General features: G+C 52.0%; 14 protein-coding genes. 13 read left to right on the plus strand and 1 reads right to left on the minus strand.

Translation table 11 applies throughout. The annotated features are described in order from the left end of the window. Window positions 1-309 precede the first annotated feature (309 nt). The 13 genes from ACQ4N8_RS14190 (at window position 310) to ACQ4N8_RS14250 (ending at window position 17,468) form a co-directional block, all read left to right on the plus strand. Window positions 310-2,559, plus strand: coding sequence for a helix-turn-helix domain-containing protein (locus ACQ4N8_RS14190; RefSeq protein ID WP_430705030.1), 2,250 nt, complete (start codon window positions 310-312; stop codon window positions 2,557-2,559). Window positions 2,560-2,770: 211 nt separating this feature from the next. Further along, complete coding sequence (locus ACQ4N8_RS14195; protein WP_430705031.1) at window positions 2,771-3,700, plus strand: ABC transporter permease; 930 nt, start codon at window positions 2,771-2,773, stop codon at window positions 3,698-3,700. A gap of 12 nt (window positions 3,701-3,712) precedes the next feature. Next, window positions 3,713-4,588 carry a carbohydrate ABC transporter permease gene (locus ACQ4N8_RS14200; protein WP_430705032.1) on the plus strand — a complete coding sequence of 292 codons (876 nt, stop codon included), beginning with the start codon at window positions 3,713-3,715 and terminating at the stop codon, window positions 4,586-4,588. 50 nt (window positions 4,589-4,638) lie between these two features. Next, window positions 4,639-6,192 carry an extracellular solute-binding protein gene (locus ACQ4N8_RS14205; RefSeq protein WP_430705033.1) on the plus strand — a complete coding sequence of 518 codons (1,554 nt, stop codon included), beginning with the start codon at window positions 4,639-4,641 and terminating at the stop codon, window positions 6,190-6,192. A gap of 36 nt (window positions 6,193-6,228) precedes the next feature. Continuing rightward, window positions 6,229-7,605 carry a hypothetical protein gene (locus tag ACQ4N8_RS14210; protein WP_430705034.1) on the plus strand — a complete coding sequence of 459 codons (1,377 nt, stop codon included), beginning with the start codon at window positions 6,229-6,231 and terminating at the stop codon, window positions 7,603-7,605. Window positions 7,606-7,623: 18 nt separating this feature from the next. Beyond that, complete coding sequence (locus ACQ4N8_RS14215) at window positions 7,624-9,714, plus strand: DUF6259 domain-containing protein (RefSeq protein WP_430705035.1); 2,091 nt, start codon at window positions 7,624-7,626, stop codon at window positions 9,712-9,714. Window positions 9,715-9,873: 159 nt separating this feature from the next. Beyond that, window positions 9,874-10,407, plus strand: coding sequence for a hypothetical protein (locus ACQ4N8_RS14220; protein WP_430705036.1), 534 nt, complete (start codon window positions 9,874-9,876; stop codon window positions 10,405-10,407). After that, window positions 10,400-11,905: an AAA family ATPase gene (locus ACQ4N8_RS14225; protein WP_430705037.1), complete on the plus strand. Its 1,506-nt coding sequence runs from the start codon at window positions 10,400-10,402 to the stop codon at window positions 11,903-11,905. Before ACQ4N8_RS14220 ends, ACQ4N8_RS14225 begins: the two co-directional genes overlap by 8 nt. A gap of 137 nt (window positions 11,906-12,042) precedes the next feature. Next, entirely contained in the window at window positions 12,043-12,915 is an 873-nt protein-coding gene (locus tag ACQ4N8_RS14230) for a 3-hydroxyacyl-CoA dehydrogenase family protein (protein WP_430705038.1), read from the plus strand. Then, window positions 12,912-14,117 carry an acetate/propionate family kinase gene (locus tag ACQ4N8_RS14235; RefSeq protein WP_430705039.1) on the plus strand — a complete coding sequence of 402 codons (1,206 nt, stop codon included), beginning with the start codon at window positions 12,912-12,914 and terminating at the stop codon, window positions 14,115-14,117. Before ACQ4N8_RS14230 ends, ACQ4N8_RS14235 begins: the two co-directional genes overlap by 4 nt. Before the next feature lie 64 nt (window positions 14,118-14,181). After that, a complete protein-coding gene (asnS, locus tag ACQ4N8_RS14240) occupies window positions 14,182-15,477 on the plus strand; it encodes an asparagine--tRNA ligase (RefSeq protein WP_430705040.1) in 1,296 nt (431 codons plus the stop codon). Window positions 15,478-15,700: 223 nt separating this feature from the next. Continuing rightward, window positions 15,701-16,399: a DnaD domain protein gene (locus ACQ4N8_RS14245; protein WP_430705041.1), complete on the plus strand. Its 699-nt coding sequence runs from the start codon at window positions 15,701-15,703 to the stop codon at window positions 16,397-16,399. 160 nt (window positions 16,400-16,559) lie between these two features. Further along, the gene (locus ACQ4N8_RS14250) at window positions 16,560-17,468 is read left to right on the plus strand and encodes an ATP-grasp domain-containing protein (RefSeq protein ID WP_430705042.1); all 909 of its coding nucleotides are present in this window, start codon (window positions 16,560-16,562) and stop codon (window positions 17,466-17,468) included. Between the two features lie 191 nt (window positions 17,469-17,659). On the opposite strand, the gene ACQ4N8_RS14255 is transcribed toward ACQ4N8_RS14250, so the two are convergent. Next, window positions 17,660-18,202, minus strand: coding sequence for an HAD family hydrolase (locus tag ACQ4N8_RS14255; protein WP_430705043.1), 543 nt, complete (start codon window positions 18,200-18,202; stop codon window positions 17,660-17,662). Window positions 18,203-18,220 lie beyond the last annotated feature (18 nt).

Raw genomic sequence — 18,220 nt, forward strand, 5'->3', positions numbered from 1 at the left:
GCTACTGGCGAATAGCCGGAAGCGCAGTATTGAATCGCTCTGTAACAAACGAAAGGCTCGCACAGGCAGGGTATTATGACTTCCCTGCCCAATACGAGCGTCTACGTCAATAGCACTCAATGCGATTGAACCGCCGTGTACCGAACGGTATGCACGGTGGTGTGGAAGGTCGGCTACTCAATTAATGGGTAGCCTTCTATCCGATTAATCAATTTTTACATAAAGGAATTTTACATCGGCCTAACCTCTCTCTAGCATTATAAAAATAGTTGATCATCATAATATAATGTAAAAATGGGAGTTTGCGAGATGAAGAAACAGGGATACTATCAACAATTGCTGGTTTCCTACCTGCCGATTGTCTTCTGCGTGTTTACCATTCTGGTTTTGCTGACGCTTGCGGGCTCCGCCTACTTGTCCCGGGAAACCGCAAAGAAGGAAAGTCTGGTCATGGCGAAGTTTGTCAACTCCGCGATCGACAGGGAGATTCGCTTGAATGAGCAGGTGATATTTAACGAACTGCTCGATAAAACTCAATTTACTCAACTGGTACAGTTAAGTCCGGCAAACACCCCGTATTACAAAACCTACGAGCTCTCCGTCATACTGAGGAAAGTCACCTCTACGTATCCGTTAATTCATTCGATGTATGTTTATCGGTTCTCGGATCAGTCCGTGCAATCCGTCAATGTTACGACTACGCTGAATCAATTTGGCGACCGCAATTTTATAAGGAAGGCCGCCCGTTTTACCGAAGCGAACAGGACAGCTTGGAGCGGCGTCAGGGAATACAAAGAATTCGATGCGCAAATTCCGGATCGGGTAATCACCTTGACGCGTTCCGTTCCTATCTCCCGGGAAGCGGGCGGACTTATCGCCATGAACGTCAATGTGAACGGTTTGACGGATCTGGTCCGCCGTCTGACCGATACAAGCAGCACATTTGTGGAAGTAATGGACGCGCAGGGCAATCCGATCCTCAGATCGGGTCCCGGACATGTGAAAGCGACAGCCGTCGATATTTCAGACTTCACAGGGTATACGATTCGTCTCGGATATTCCGAAGGTGTTCTTAACGGCATCCTTAATACGGCTGCAATCTTATATGCTGCTGTAGGCTTTACGGTCATCTGCCTCGGTTTGCTCTGGACGGTGCTTACCACAAGAAGGAACTATAAACCGATTCATGCGATTATGTCCAAAGTGGATCGCCTTCTGTCCCATGTTAAACCGACCTTTGAAAAAAAGCAGCATAATGACGAGTTTGATTTTTTGGAACTGGTGTTGGAAAGAATGATCGAGCAATCGACGGAGTATGAACAGCAACATGTGGAAAACGCTGTCAATAAAAGGAGAATCCTGTTTGCCGAGCTAAGGGAAGGCGGGTTTTCGGGGACGGCGGAGGAAGCGCGGCAAAGGTTGTCGGCGTACGACTGGCATCCTGACTCCGAAGGTTTTGTGATGGCGGTAGTGGAAATTGACGACTACCCTGCTTTCAGCGCAAAGTACAGCGAGCGTGACCTGTCCACGTTGAAGTTCGCCATGTACAATGCATTGGCGGAAATGGATCATGAAGCAATCCGGCCGCATCCATGGGCGGATTGGGTCTCGGTGGATCAGATTGCCTTGATGTATCCGATTCAAAGGAGCGGCTCCGTTAAGCAGGAGACGATTGTTTCCGCATTGAAACAAGCTTTGACGTGGATCGACAACCATTTGAATATCAAGATAAGCATCGGCCTCGGCAGTCCGGTCTGGGAAACGAAACATATTTCGGATTCTTACGGGGAAGCCCGTCAAATGTTGAAATATAAGCTGTCCCTAGGGAAAAACCGATTGATAGGAAGTTGGGACATCGACGGAATGGACCGTTTTGGCCATCTGGGAATGATCTCCTCTTCGCGCGACCTTGCCGTTCAGTATCGATTGGCTGTTCCCGATTGGCAAAACCGCTTGAATGAGTGGCTGAACCAGGTGAAAATATTGCTTGTTCCGAAAGAAGATATCGACATGCTGCATCAGGGGCTCATTTACCACATTCGCAGGGAATTGTCCCAGTTGCCGGACGAGTTGCTGGAGGTATGGAACACGGAGTTTGATCCGGAATTGGAACGAACGATTAACGATCAGACTTCAGTGGAAAAGACGGGCAATGCGATTCGAGAGATTTTAGTGACTGCGGGCATTCGATTGGAAGCGATTCGAAAGAAAAACGGACATGCCGAAACGATGCTTAAAATAAGGGAATATATTGATCGACACTATGCCGACCCGAATTTGTCGCTTTCGTTGCTTAGTTCCGAGTTCGATATTAACAGCAAGACATTAAGCAGACTGTTCAAGGAGCAGTTTAGCGAGAATTTTGTGGATTATTTGATGCAAACCAGAATTCACTATGCGAAGCGGCTGCTTTTGGAAACCGACGCCCCGATTCAACACATTTCCCAGGAGGTCGGCTATCTTAACGCTTTATCTTTCACGCGTGCCTTCAAGAAGATGGAGGGGATTACGCCGTTAGAGCTCCGGAAGATTTGCGATTTGGAAAGAAAAGCAACGTGAGAATACAGTATGCATTGTGAAAATGGTAGGGTAAACGGTACATCGATAAGTCTGGGGTTCTGCGGAGCTGCACCAATTGTGCGACGCCGGCGACCCCGGGCTTTTTCAATTTTGAGAATAATGCAGGCCGAGGGAATCTTGGAGGTTGGTCTGACCCGGAAAGCATGAGTATAGTAGGGGCAAAGAAGAAAAGAAAGGTTGAGACGAAGAGATGCGAACCGGTCGACTGCAACGAACCTTTGAACTGCTGCGAAAAGATAAATGGCTTTATCTGATGGCCCTGCCGGGATTGTTGTTTTTCCTCGTTTTTGAATACGGGCCCATGTACGGAATTGTGCTTGCCTTTAAGAACTACAACATCTATCAAGGAATTGCCGCCAGCGAATGGGTCGGATTCGAAAATTTCAGAACGCTGTTTGAAATGTCCGGATTTCAGAGGGCACTAAGAAATACAGTGATCATTAGCTTCTATCAACTGGTATTCGTATTCCCGGCGCCGATTATTTTGGCTTTGGTCATAAACGAAGTGAGAAATGCGCCATTCAAAAAATTTGTGCAAACGAGCGTCTATCTCCCGCACTTTGTATCCTGGGTTGTAATCGGCGGCATTATCTATGCGCTGCTATCACCCACTACCGGCATCGTGACCGAAATTGCCGGCTGGTATGGGCATGAGGGAACGGTCTTCAATGTCATGGGCAGCCGGGAGTACTTTCGCGGCTTGTTGATCGGGTCGCACATCTGGAAGGAAGCGGGGTTCGGCACCGTATTGTACCTGGCCACCATTGCGACGATCGATCCGCATCTCTATGAAGCAGCCATGGTGGACGGCGCGAAAAAATGGCGAAAAATCTGGCACATCACACTTCCGGGTCTGCGAACCACGATCGTTATTATGTTGATTTTCAATGTCGGAAGCTTCTTGAACGCCGGTCTGGAGCAGGTTTTTGCGCTCTATAACCCATTGGTGTACGAGGTTGGCGAAATCCTGGATACGTATTTGTACAAGCTGGCTTTCGAAGAAGCGAAATACGATTTGTCCACCGCCTCCGGTTTGTTTAAATCCGCAGTAGGGTTGATCCTGGTGCTGGTTACGAACGGCCTTGCCAAGCGAATCGACAGGGAGAGCGGGCTAATCTAGATGAGGAAGGGGATGAAGGCAATCAAACCGGGCCATCTCGAACAGTGGTTACTTAGTGCTTTCTTATTGATCATTGCCGTTGTGACGCTTTATCCGTTCTGGCACGTTCTGATGTATTCGTTCAGCGATCCGAAGCTGGCCACGGGGGGCGGGATGTTCCTCCTTCCGCGGGGTTTTTCGTTCGACTCCTATGTGAGGTTGTTTCAAAATTCGGGCGTCGGACAGGCTTATTCCAATTCGATGTTCCGGCTGTTTGCCGGCACTTTGCTCAATGTCGTTTTTACGGCGACGCTTGCTTATCCGTTATCGCTCCGGCGTTTTCTATGGCGGACGCCGCTTACGCTGATGATCTTCTTCACGATGCTGTTCAGCGGCGGGATGATCCCCACTTATTTACTGGTGAACAGCTTAGGGCTTGTGGACACCTTATGGGCGCTTATTGTTCCTTCGGCGATCAGCGCATGGAACTTTTTCATTATGAAAAATTATTTTCAGAGCATCCCGCCCGAGTTGGAGGAATCGGCAAGCATAGACGGCGCTACACCGCTGCGCACATTGTTCTCGATCATTCTTCCGGTGTCGAAGCCGGTCATTGCAGCGATCGCTCTGTTCTACGGTGTTTCCCATTGGAATGCTTATTTCGATGCGGTTCTTTATATCCACTCGCATGAAAAGGAGGTGCTGCCCGTATTTCTGAGAACCATGCTGAATTATAGCGCGATGGAATCGTCGAAAGGGTTTGATGACAGCGCAGTGATGGCGAATGTGTCCGAGGAATCTTTGAAGATGACGGCGATCGTAGCCTCGATCCTGCCGATGCTGATCGTTTATCCATTTTTGCAGAAATATTTTGTCAAGGGTGTCATGATCGGCTCGGTGAAAGGTTGAATGAACGGAAATGATTACGTCCTGAAGGACCCCATACGAGGAGGATGACTGTGAAAAAGAAAGCGTCTTTGAAAAAGTTGAACGTATTCTTTCTTCTGATCCTGTTATTTGTAACGGCATGCAACAACTCCGGCGCAGGCAGTACGGCAAATTCGGGGGGAGCTTCGTCCCAACAGCCGGCTTCTGCGGAAACCTCCGTTCAGGAACAAGGCGAACCCCCTACGGTAACGATTCTGATGAAGAGGGAAACGGAATTCCCTGAAGATAACCCGGTCATTGAGGAAATCCGCAAACGGACGGGGGTCAATGTCCAAGTGGAGTCCGTCGTCACCGCCGATTACGGCAACCGCCTGAATACGTTAATCGTTAGCGGGAATGCGCCGGACATTTTTGAGATATCCAAGACCAGTCTGAAGGAAATGGCGGAGAATGACGTAATTATGCCGCTGGATGATGTACTCGCGTCCAACGGATCGAACATGTTGGAAAATAAGGGCGAATACATGAAGGGACCGGCGACGGTCGACGAAAAAATTTACGGAATTCCCTATGGCTGGTTCCCGGGCAATGCGCTGGCGATTCGCAAGGATTGGCTGGATAACCTCGGGCTCCAAGTGCCGACGACGCTGGAGGAATACGAGAACGTTCTGCGCGCCTTCGTGAATGACGATCCGGACGGGAACGGGCTGAACGACACGATCGGACTGGGCGTGGCTTTCGGTGCAAATCAAACCTGGACGCATCTCTTCACGGCCTTCGGCGTTCCGTTTACCCGGCAAGTGCTGGTTGACGGCAAAGTGGTTCCCTGGATGCTGGCTCCCGGTTACCTTGATGCGGTCAAGTATATCAATAAGCTGTATAAAGAGGGGCTGATCGACCCGGAGTTCGCCACGGTGCCGGCGCTGCAATCGTACGAGAAGGTGTGGAACGGGAAAGTCGGGGCGTACAACTTTAATGCGGACGGAATCACCCAAAACTGGCTTACCCGCTATGTTGAAGATCCGAAGCCGGAATTTGTCTACACCGTCATCAAGGGGCCGAACGGACAAGGGGGATACCTGAAGCCGGTGTTTGAGGACAGCGACCCTTATACCGTGATTTCCAGCAAAGCCAAACATCCGGAAGCGGCCATGAAGGTATTGGATTTCCTGGTCAGTGAGGAGGGCTACACGTTGACATGGGCCGGGCTTGAAGGCGTGCATCACAAGCGGAATGATAAAGGCGAATTCGAATGGATTCCTCCTTATGACGATGCCGAACAGCTGCGGAGTGAGGGAGGATACGTATACTCGAGAATTATGTATCGAATCGGCGGATTGCGCGATCAGTTGTTCAACAAGGTTACGCTCGAAGCGCGGAAAATGGCTCTGGAAAATACGATCGATGACGTCTATATCTATGAAGTACCGGAGATCCAGCAAGAAGTCGGAACGATTTTAAACGATATGGAGACGGAATTCCGGATGGTAGCCATTACCTCGAACGGCGATCTCGATGCGATGTACGAGGATTTCAAGAAGAAGTATTTGGCGGAAGGCGGCTCGAAATGGATCGAACAGGCTACGGAAATCCATCGGGCCCAGGAGCAGGCGGCGAATAAGTAAAAAGTTCCGGATCGCTATTTTCCGAGGAGGAGTACCATGAGGGCAAAGGTAAAAATCAACGCTGCAAAGGCGGCAAGAACGTGGCCGCGCGTGGAGCGGTACCAAAACTCGACGCTGCGGTTCGCGCCGCCGGCCGATTTTCCGGCATTCTGGGCCGGGAAGCACGGACGGCCCAGGATCATGCGTTGCTGGATCACGCTTGACGAAGTTTGGGATTATCGTACGGACGAATATTTCTGGAACTATCAAATTGGGGTCAATCGATATGTAGATGATGCCCAACATCATGAATACGACTGGGGGGCGACGGTTCCCTCCGAGGTGCATATACAAACTTATCTTTCCGCCCATAGCGAGCATTGCGAGGAAATTTTGCTGAACCTTCGCAGATATGAAAAAGAAACGGATCAGGGCATCGTCTCGCTCGATAAATACGAAGAGGTTGTGGAACGGGTCATCGAGCACTACAAACATCTGTATCCCAACATCCGCTATATCGAGCCCTGCAACGAGAGCGACTACCTGCGCTTCGGCGGCATCGGCACCGGACATTATTATAAGCTGTTCACTCGGGCATACCGGGCCGTAAGGAAATTAAACGAACGCCATCGGTATGAGATTCCGCTGGAAATCGGCGGCACCGCCATCAACGCGGTGATGGATCGCCCGCACTTATGGCGCGAGTTTTTGCAGCATTTGGCCGACGATCAGGACGAGCGGCGGAAAATCGATTTTTATTCCATGCACGATTACAACGGCCATCCTAACCGGATGAAAGCATTTTATGACATGCATCATGCATGGATCAAGGAGTTAAACTTGCCCGATCTTCCGATTTTTGTGGATGAATACGGGTTCACCCGGACGACGGGAATATGGACGGATAATTTGAAGAACGCTGCGGGCGTCTTGTCGGCGATGATCTTGTCCACCCGGTTGCCCGGCATGTTTATTTTTCCTTGGTGCACGTTTCATAATCCGGCACATCAAATGTCGTTTACCCAGTATCTGTTGCTGGAGGGCGGCGGGTTTGCCGCCACGCCGGGCGGCAATGCCATGCGCATGCTGTATATGCTCAAGACGAACGAGCTGGAGATGCTGGGAGAGCATCAACACCTTGTCATCGCTACCGGAGATGATACGGGGTACGCCATATTGGCTACGAATCCGAGCGACAAGCCGATGGCCGTCGATCTGATGCTGAGCGGCATTCCGTACGGTCAGGTGACGGTTACCGAATATCGGGTGGACGCTCTGCGCAACAACCGCTTGACAGGCCCGGCCAGCACCGAGCTGGAATTGACCAACCGGTGGAACGAACGGTCGAGGGAATCCGAGCAAGGATTTGACATTGCTGATGTTCTGGAGCCGTACGGATTCACCCTGTGGCTGGTGGAGCTATGCGAAATATAACGGTGGGAGACATTATATATGATGTACGAATTGACGAACGATGACTTAACTGCGAAATTCGACGATCAGGGAAGATTGGTTTGGCTTTCCAATCGAAAAGGCGCTTTGGACAGTGTGGTTTCCTCGCCGTCCGCCGGAAGCTTCAAACTGGTATTTAAAAAGGGAGATGATTGGGAGAACACCGTTTATGCCAACAATCAGTCCTATAGGGTTGTACATAAGGGCAACCGTCTTGAATTTGCAGCCGACGGGTTGAACGTTCGCGGTTTTACCGTCGATATTGGAATCAAGTTGTTTGTGACTTTGCAAGGTGAAAACTTGGTATTCGGAGCGGAAATCGATAACCGCGAAGATATCCTGATCACCGACTTCGAATATCCGAATATCGGTGTTATTCATTCGTTGGCCGGCGGGAAGCCCGCATTGCTTTGGCCGCAGCAATGTGGCCAGAAAATAACGAATGTCGGCAAATATTTGGCGAATATGACGGAAACCCGGGCCAAATATTCCAACGCCTTGCATTTGAATTACCCCGGCGGTCATCCTCATGGCGGGAGCATGCAATGGATGGCTCTGGTCGACGGAGATCAAACGCTGTACCTCGCGGGTTGCGACTCTGAGTTCTACACATCCGAGCTGCTCGTAAAGGGAAGCAAACGCGACCCCGGCGCAATCACGCTTACTTTGGAGAAAATGCCGTTCGTGAAGCGGGATGAAATCTGGACGGCGCCGCGTTCCATTCTTAAGCTCTACACGGGAACCTGGCATCACGGAGCACGGGAATATGCCGAATGGTCCGGGAATTGGCGCTATCAAACCGAGAAGCCGCAGTGGGTCAAAGAGATGAAAGGATATTTTCTCGTCATTCTCAAGCAGCAGTACGGGACCGAAACGTGGAAATACGACGATTTGCCTCGCTTGTACGAAATCGCCCGCGCGCACGGCTGCGATACGCTCGGATTGTTCGGATGGTACGATAGCGGCCATGACAACCAGTATCCGCATGTTCACGCAAGTGAATCGCTGGGCGGCGCCGAGGCGCTCAAGTCGAACATCAAGGCCGTGCAACACGCGGGCGGCAAGGTCACGTTATATCAGCAAGGCCATCTGATCGATATCTCATCGGATTTTTATAAGAGCGGAGGGAATCGGCTCGAGTCCAAAAGCCGTTGGAATGTACCGTACTTTGAATATTACAACAAATCGCATCAAAGCTCTTTCCAAGCCAGCTATACAAGCAAATCCTTCTCGATCTCGTGTCCCTCCTGTCCGGAGTGGCAAGAATTGATGAAGGAGAAGGTGGACTATATCGCTGCTTTCGGCGCCGACGGCGTTTTGTTCGACCAGATTGGCGGCATGCCGGCCTATCCTTGTTTTGACGATCGGCACCCGCATGCGCAAGGCAAGCCTTCGCTGTCCATGTCCCAAGGAAGAAGACAATTGCTCGAGGGCATTCAATCCCGCACCAAAGAAATCAACCGTGAATATGCGTTTTTCACGGAACATGTGACGGATTTATATTCGGGCTATGCGGATTGCCTTCACGGCTTGTTTGCCGAGCCGTCCAGAGAGTCCGTCCGTCCGGATACGGAAACGAACGATGAGATTTCCGAGAAGATCAATTACCCGGAATTGTTCCGGTATTGTTTTCCGGAGACGGTGGTGACGATCCGTAACCCGTATCCCTATTTCTCGCCTCGCGTGGCGAATTATGCGTTTGTATTCGGCTTGCGGTACGAGCTTGAAATCCGTTACGAGGATGACCGGAACGATCTGTTGGCGGACAAGTTTGCGGACAATCGCCAATATGCAAAACAAGTGACTGAGCTTCGCGCCAAGTACTGGCATGTGCTTGGTTACGGAAAGTTCCGGGACGTTGAGGGCATCGTCAATCAAAATCCGGCGGTGATCGCCAAAGCTTATCATAAGGATCGCCTGCTCGCGATTGCATTATGGAACGATACTTCCCGTGCAGCGGATGTTCTGATCGAAGCCGCAGGATATCGATTGCTCGAGGTATCCACCATTGAGGAAACTTTCGTCTCCATACCTCATTCGTTGGCACCGCAGCAAATTGCTGTAGCGCTATTCGAAAAAGAAGAACAATAAAAAATTTTAATTATCTCCATACTTTAATTCGATATTTGATATACGATATGATATACTCTTATTTGTAGTTCTGATATACGATTCGATATATCGGAAAGAAAACGTCATCGGAAGATGAATGCTTTGGAAGATGATTACTATAGATAAGGGGGACATCACGTGAAACTGCGTATTGGACCAATAGCCGCAAGTGTCGCCATTTCCGCCCTCGTTTTGTTTGGCGGGTGGTTCCTATACCGGCAGTGGGCGATTGAGCGTCCGCTGGAGAATATCGTCAATAGCTATGACGGCGTGAAAAACGTACAATTGGAGCTCAAACCCGATGAGCTGGCGGTCAAGCTGGATCTGGCGCCAGGCACCGATATCGGCGGGCTGGTCCGGCAAATCGAGAAGGACGGGAAAGCACAGATCGGCAGCCGGTCGTTGAAATTGGATGTAGTGGACAACTCCTCGCCGGCCCTGGACGAGCTTTGGGAAGAAGCTTTGTTTACGGTCGCCCAGGCGATGGAAAACAAGCAATATACGCAAATTAACGCGGCTCTGAAGCGAATGGAGCAATCGAATGACCAAATCACGGCCAAAGCGGAGATGGATGACGAGAATGTATACGTTACGCTGACGGATGGACAGGCCAGCAAGTTCGTTATTTTGCCTCGCACTCCGGAACGAATGGGGGTATGGCCCAATGCGTAGATGGATGCTCGAAGCGGGGATCGGCTTTGTCCCCGTCTTGCTGGTATTCCTGGCCGTCACCGGCTATAACATCGTTCCGCTCGTCGTCGCCTTGGTCCTGTTCGGCGCCTTGGTTACGGCGGTGAAAATGCGTGGCGGCGGGATCACGATCGGTGCTGCCGGAGAGCGCAAACGCAAGAAACGCGGACCGGCGAAGCTGACGTTCGAGCAAATCGGCGGACAGGAGAGTGCCAAGCAGGAACTGCGCGAGGCGTTGGATTTTATGGTTCGGCACGAGGAGATCAGCAAGTTCGGCATCCGTCCGATCAAGGGGATCTTGCTCACGGGTCCTCCGGGAACCGGGAAAACGCTGCTGGCCAAAGCGGCGGCCAGCTATACGAACTCGGTGTTCGTGGCGGCTTCGGGCAGCGAGTTCGTGGAGATGTACGTCGGCGTCGGGGCCAGCCGGATCCGCGAGCTGTTCAAAGAGGCCAGAACCCGCGCCGCAAAAGAAAATAAAGAGAATGCGGTCATCTTCATCGATGAGATCGAGGTCATCGGCGGCAAAAGGGAAGGCGGGCAGCAACGCGAATACGATCAGACACTGAATCAGCTGCTGACCGAAATGGACGGTATCTATACGTCGGATAGCCCGCGCATTCTGATCATCGCCGCTACCAACCGCAAAGAAATGCTGGACAGCGCATTGCTTCGTCCGGGACGGTTCGATCGCCACATCCAGGTGGATCTGCCGGACAAAAAGGGCCGCCGGCACATTCTTGAGCTGCATGCGCACAACAAACCGCTGCATGACAGCGTGGACCTGGATAAGATCGCCGAGGAATCGTTTGGCTTCTCGGGCGCGCAACTGGAAAGCGTCATGAACGAGGCGGCGATCTATGCGATGCGCGACGGGTTGGACCAGATTACCCAGCCGCATCTGTCGATGGCGATCGATAAGGTGCTGATGGGCGAGAAGACCGACCGGCAGGCCGCCGAGGAAGAGAAACGCCGCGTGGCGATCCATGAACTCGGACATGCCATTGCGGCCGAAGCGGTCGCCCCGGGGAGCGTAAGCCAGGTGGCCCTCAGCCCGCGCGGCAGAGCGCTCGGGTATGTCCGCCACAATCCGCAGGACGAGAAATATCTGTACACCAAAGCGTATCTCGAAGGCCAGATCATGATCGCATTGGCCGGGGCGGCGGCGGAAGAGATTTATTACGGCGGCCGCAGCACAGGTTCGAGCAACGACTTCGAGCAGGCTTTGAAGATCGTGCACACGATGATGTCGTCAGGCTTGACTTCGCTTGGAATCGTCAATATGGACATGGTCACCACCGAGGTGCTGATGAACGAAAATTCGCGCATTTTGGAGGAGCTTGCCGCCAAAACGAAAGAGATGCTGATCCGGCATTCGGCAGTTTTCGACAAATCGCTTGAAATCCTATTGGCCGAGGAACGCCTTTCCGGAGAGCAATTCCGATGTCAATTTCGTGACAGTGTACATTTACCGGCATAATTCATTATGCCGGTTATTTTTTTTTACTTTTTCTTCGTGCTAAGATATTATTATATGTTGGGTATAAGAAGAAGTATTATTCGACATCTGGGGAACAATATTAGGTACAGACAATGAAAGGATGGAGCGAGAGGACCATGAACTACAAAAGAATAGGTGTCATCGGCGGCGGCACGATGGGGCAGGGGATCAGCGAAATGCTGGCGGCCCGAGGATTGGACGTGCTGCTCGTGGAAGAAACGGCCGACAAATTAGACCATGCCTACAGCATGATTGAAACGAGTCTTGATAAACAGCTCGAAAAATGGGCGATCACGAAAGCGGAAAAGAAACTGATCTTATCCCGAATCCATAAAGTTACACATTTTGCCGAACTCGGAACCTGCGATATGGTGATCGAGACCATTTCGGAAGATATGAATGCCAAAAAAGAGGTGTTCAAGCAGTTGGATCAGGTTTGCCCGAGCAACATCATTTTGGCCAGCAACACGTCGACGCTCAGCTTGACGGAAATCGCCGGCGGAACGATTTATCCGGAACGCGTGATCGGCATGCACTTTATTTATCCCGTTGCCAAAATCAATCTGGTGGAGATTATTCGCGGCCTCAAAACTTCCGACGAGACGTTCGAAGAAACGAAACGGTTCGTGGAAGAGGTTGTGGAGAAACGCGGCATCATGGTTTACGAATCCCCGGGCTTCGTTACATCCCGGATTATTTGCGTTATGATCAATGAAGCGTTGCATGTGTTAGGCGAAGGCGTGGCATCCGCGGAAGAAATCGACGATGCGATGCGCGCGGGCTACCAGTTCCAATACGGACCGCTGGAAATGGCCGATCGCTTCGGCCTGGATTCCGTGCTGGCGGCGTTGGAGCGCATGTTCCGCGAATTCGGCGAGCTGAAATACCGTCCTTCCTTCGTGCTCAAGAAAATGGTTCGCGCAGGCAATTTAGGCGTGAAGACGGGCGAAGGATTTTTCAAATACGATAAGGACGGTGACCGGCTGTGAAATTGCTAGTAATCAACGCGGGAAGCTCTTCCCTGAAATATCAGCTTTACGATATGACCGATGAATCGGTGCTGGCCAAAGGTTTGGTGGAACGGATCGGAATGGACTCTTCCATTTTGACGCATAAAACGACCGGCAAAGAGGAAGTAAAGGAAGTCAGCGAAATTTTGGAGCATACGACCGCGATCCGCAAAGTGCTTGACAAGTTGACGGACAAAGAGCACGGCGTGCTCAAATCGGTCGACGAGATTCAAGCCGTGGGACACCGCGTCGTGCACGGCGGCGAAGCTTTTAAAGGCTCCGCGCTGGTCACTCCTGAAGTTAAAGCGGAAATTCGCCGCTTGTTCGATCTCGCACCGCTCCACAATCCGCCGGCGATCATGGGGATTAACGCGGCGGAAATCAATATGCCGGGCGTGCCGCAGGTGGTCGCTTTCGATACGGCGTTTCATCAGACAATGGAGGAAAAGGTCTACTTGTACCCGATTCCGAGAGTATTGTATAGGAAGCACCATGTACGCCGCTATGGCGCTCACGGCACTTCGCACCAATATGTAAGCCGCATGGCCGCCGAATATCTGGACCGGCCGATCGAAGATTTGAAGATCATTACTTGCCACATCGGGAACGGCGCCAGCTTGACGGCCGTGAAGGGCGGAGTTTCCGTCGATACCTCCATGGGTCTGACCCCGCTGGAAGGTCTGATGATGGGTACGCGCAGCGGCGACTTGGATCCTACGGTCGTTACCTTTGTCATGAACAAAGAAGAGTTGTCGATCAGCGAGGTTAATTCCATGCTGAACAAACACAGCGGCTTGCTGGCGATTTCCGGCAGCAGTAGCGACATGCGCGACATCACGGACGGCTGGGAAGCCGGCCAACCGAACGAAACGCTGGCATTCGAGATGTACGAGTACCGCCTGCGGAAATACATCGGGGCTTATGCGGCTGCGATGGACGGCGTAGACGTAATCGTCTTTACGGCCGGCGTCGGCGAGAACTCGGCGATCGTTCGCGAGAAAGTGTGCGAGAACTTGAGTTACCTTGGCGTGGAGCTCGATAAAGAATTGAACAAGGTCCGCTCCGGAGACCCTCGCCGCATTTCGACGCCCAACTCCAAAGTGGAAGTTCTGGTCATCCCGACGAACGAAGAACTGATGATCGCCCGCGATACGCTGCAGATCGTGCAGGAATCCAAGTAACCAACGGCGAATTAGTCAACTTCCATACATTCCAATATTGTGACGTTAGAGGAGAGATATAGGCATGGCGGTCAAAACTGTGATTCGTCAAGTGAATGAGCATGTCGGGGAGACGGTTGTCATCGGCAGTTGGCTTAATAACAAACGTTCCAGCGGCAAGATCCAATTTTTGCAGCTTCGCGACGGAACCGGGTATATTCAGGCGGTTGTCGTGAAAAGCGAGGTATCCGAGGAAGCTTGGAATAACGCAAAGAGCTTGACCCAGGAGTCCTCGATGTACGTTACGGGGATCATTCGCGAGGAGCCTCGCAGCCAATCCGGCTACGAAATGACGGTAACGGATATCGAAATCCTGCATTTGACCGAAAATTATCCGATCACGCCGAAGGAACACGGCGTCGATTTCCTGATGGACCATCGTCATTTGTGGCTTCGTTCTTCGAAGCAACGGGCGATTATGGTCATTCGGGCGGAGATCATCCGCGCCGTGCAGGAATTTTTCGACCAGAACGGATTTACGTTGGTCGATCCGCCGATTTTGACGCCAACCTCCGCGGAAGGCACAACTAATCTGTTCCATACGAAATATTTCGAGGAAGACGCCTATTTGACCCAAAGCGGACAGCTTTATATGGAAGCTGCAGCGATGGCGCTGGGCAAGGTCTATTCCTTCGGGCCGACGTTCCGCGCCGAGAAATCGAAGACGCGCCGCCATTTGATCGAATTCTGGATGATCGAGCCGGAAATGGCCTTTACCGATCATGAAGAAAGCTTGAGAGTCCAGGAGAACTTCATCTCCTACGTCGTCCAATCGGTGCTGAAAAATTGCCGGCCCGAGCTCGAAGCCGTTGGACGCGACATATCCAAGCTGGAAAACATCCAGGCCCCGTTCCCGCGGATCACGTACGATGACGCCATCGAATATTTGCATACGCAAGGCTTCGACATTCCTTGGGGCGAGGACTTCGGTGCCCCGCACGAAACCGCGATAGCGGAGCGTTACGATAAACCGGTGTTCATCACGCATTATCCGGCCGGCATCAAGGCGTTCTATATGAAGCCGGATCCGAATCGTCCGGACGTCGTGCTGTGCGCTGATATGATCGCGCCGGAAGGATACGGCGAAATCATCGGCGGCTCGCAGCGGATCGACGATCCGGCGTTGATGGAAGCCCGCTTCCAGGAGCATAACCTGTCGCCGGAGACTTACCAATGGTATCTGGATTTGCGTAAATACGGTTCGGTACCTCATTCCGGCTTTGGCCTGGGACTTGAACGTACCGTAGCTTGGATCTGCGGGCTGGACCACGTGCGGGAGACGATTCCGTTCCCGCGGATGCTGTACCGACTGTATCCATAATGACTTTTTGAACAACCGTTTCAATAAAAGGTTCAAAAAGTCAGGTTTGGAGCACCAAGAAGGTTGGATGAAGACTAGGGAATGAGTAGCGGAGCGTAGACAGATCTACGTGAGCAACGGAAGTCCCAGCTGAATTCAAGATTCGACGCCGAGTAACCTTCCTTGAATGGCTTCGTGATCGAAAGATGACTTTTTGACCTACCTCTAGAAGGTGTGAATCTATATGGCGATGAATGAAGGCAACAAGGCTTGGGCGAAAGGAATTGCTTATGGCATGGGGGCGGGCGTGGTTCCTATTCCGTATCCGCTGTTGGCCCATTACCGGCATTTTCGCTTAAGCGATACCGATGCGATGCTTCTCATCCAACTGCTTGCTTTCAAACAAGCCGAGCATAACGACTTTCCATCCCTCGAGCAATTGGAGCGGCGTATGGACGTGGCGCCGGGGACTTTGTCGCCCGTCATTCGCCGCCTGCTTAAGGAAGGCTGGATCAGCATCGACGAAGTAATAGAAGAAACGAACGGAATTCGGTCGGAACGATACAATCTAGCGGGGACGTATGAGCGGTTAGGCGAGTTTCTGGCCGAAGAGGAGCGTTCAGCCGTTAGGAGCGAAAGCAACTTGGAGCCAACGGCCGGAGCAGGACAGATGGAGGAGCAGGAGCGGAACCTTTTCGTCATCTTCGAGAAGGAGTTTGCCCGTCCGTTATCGCCGATGGAATGCGAGACGATCTCCGGCTGGGTCGACCAGGATCAGTATCCGGAGGAGCTGATCCTCCTGGCCCTGAAAGAAGCGGTATTCGCCGGGAAGGTGCATTTCCGGTATATCGACCGGATTCTGCTGGAGTGGAGCCGTAACCGCGTGCGGACGGCGGAAGAGGCAAGAGCCTATACCCAGCGGTTCCGCGGCGGTATGCGATAAAGTTAAACATAGGAACGGCCGGTTTCGTTAATAAATCGGCCGTTCCTTTTTTTGGCCTCGGCCGATTTTACATGAATCTTGATTTGAATACATACTAGTAATTAACTAGAATCGTATGCTGAAGGAAGAAGATCGCAAACTAAAGCTGGGGGTCGTTCATATGCAAGGCTGGATTATCTACAAGAGTTCCGCTAACGACGTGAAACCGGAAACCTATGAAATCAAACGGCTGATCGAAGAAGCCGAGAAGCAAGGGATCGATGTGCGGGTGCTCGCCCCGGAGCAGTTCGAATTGACCGTGACCCGGGATGATCGGAAAAGCGTGATGGTGGACGGGGAGGTGCTGCAGCTGCCTCATTTTGTGTTGCCGCGGATGGGGGCGGGCACGAACTATTTCGCGCTGGCGCTGATCCGCCATTTGGAGCGGCTTGGCGTACGTACGTTTAACTCGGCGCAAAGCATCGATACGGTCAAAGACAAGCTGTTCACCCAACAAATCCTGGCCGAGTATAACCTCCCCGTTCCCAAAACGATGTTGATCCGGTCGAAGGTGAACGTGGATTTGGTCGACAAGCACTTGGGTTTTCCGGTCGTCGTCAAGACGATTTCCGGCTCCCAGGGGAGCGGCGTGTTCCTGGCCGAGACCCAATCGAAATTCATTGATCTGCTGGAGATGATCAATGCCTACAAAGAGAACGCGACAATGATTTTGCAGGAGTTCGTAGAGTCCAGCCGGGGCATGGATTTGCGGGTGTTGACGATCGGCGGCCGCGCGGTTGCGGCGATGAAGCGGAGCTCCGGCAACGATAGCTTCAAAGCGAACTTTTCCCGCGGCGGCTTCGTAGAACCCTACGAAATTAATCCGGAAATCGAGTGGCTGGCGCTGGAGACTTCGCGGTTGCTCAACCTGGACATCGCCGGCATCGATCTGCTGTTCGACGGGGACCACTACAAAATTTGCGAAGCCAATTCCTCCCCGGGGTTTGAAGGGCTGGAATCGTGCTGCCAGGTTAACATTGCCGAGGAGATCTATAATTTTTTGCGTGTGAGGTTGAACGTATTTGAATAGATGCCGATTACGGGCGTGCCCGACTGGAGACCGGACATTTACGAGAAGATGATGAAGACGGCGCAAAGCGACGGAAAGTGGAGCAAACCGGCGGCAAAAGCTCCGGTGACCGTAGGTTAATCCGGATTACGAGCAAAAAGAAGCCTTCTCAGGTAAGCAGCCTGAGAAAGCTTCTTTTTGCTTGTGTCTGATTAGGCTTGCTTTCCCGCCAGCCGGGCGTTGAGCCGTTCAGCCAGCTCCACCAATTCCAGCGGCTCGCTGATCGTGTAATCGGGTTCCTCGTCCGGGCCTGCCGGCGTATGGGGATACCGCGGCGTCCATTTTATGAACACGCTCGTGATGCCCAAAGCGTTCGCTCCCTTGATATCACGGCTCAGATTGTTGCCAACCATAGCGATCCGGGAGAGATCCGCCTCGCTTAAGTTCAATGCCCCAAGGGCGGCTTTGAACATGCGCGGGCTCGGTTTTTCCGCTTTGATATTTTCCGAATAGATCATGGCGGCAAAATAATCGTACAAACCGTGCTGACGATAGACGTTCTTGAATGATTGCGCTTCGCCGTCGGCTACGAGAGCCAAAGTATAGCCGAGTTCGTGCAGCGTTTTGATCATCGCGTCGGCACCCGGGATTAACCCGGCTTCGACGACGATGCCGTCTTCGTCCCGCACCTCCGTCGATTCATCGATGAGCGTATCGCCGCTATCCAAAAAAAGAATCAGTTTCTTCTCTGCCATCGTGGTAGCTCCTCTCCA

The organism is Paenibacillus macerans, from assembly GCF_050565405.1.
Classification (GTDB): domain Bacteria; phylum Bacillota; class Bacilli; order Paenibacillales; family Paenibacillaceae; genus Fontibacillus; species Fontibacillus macerans_B.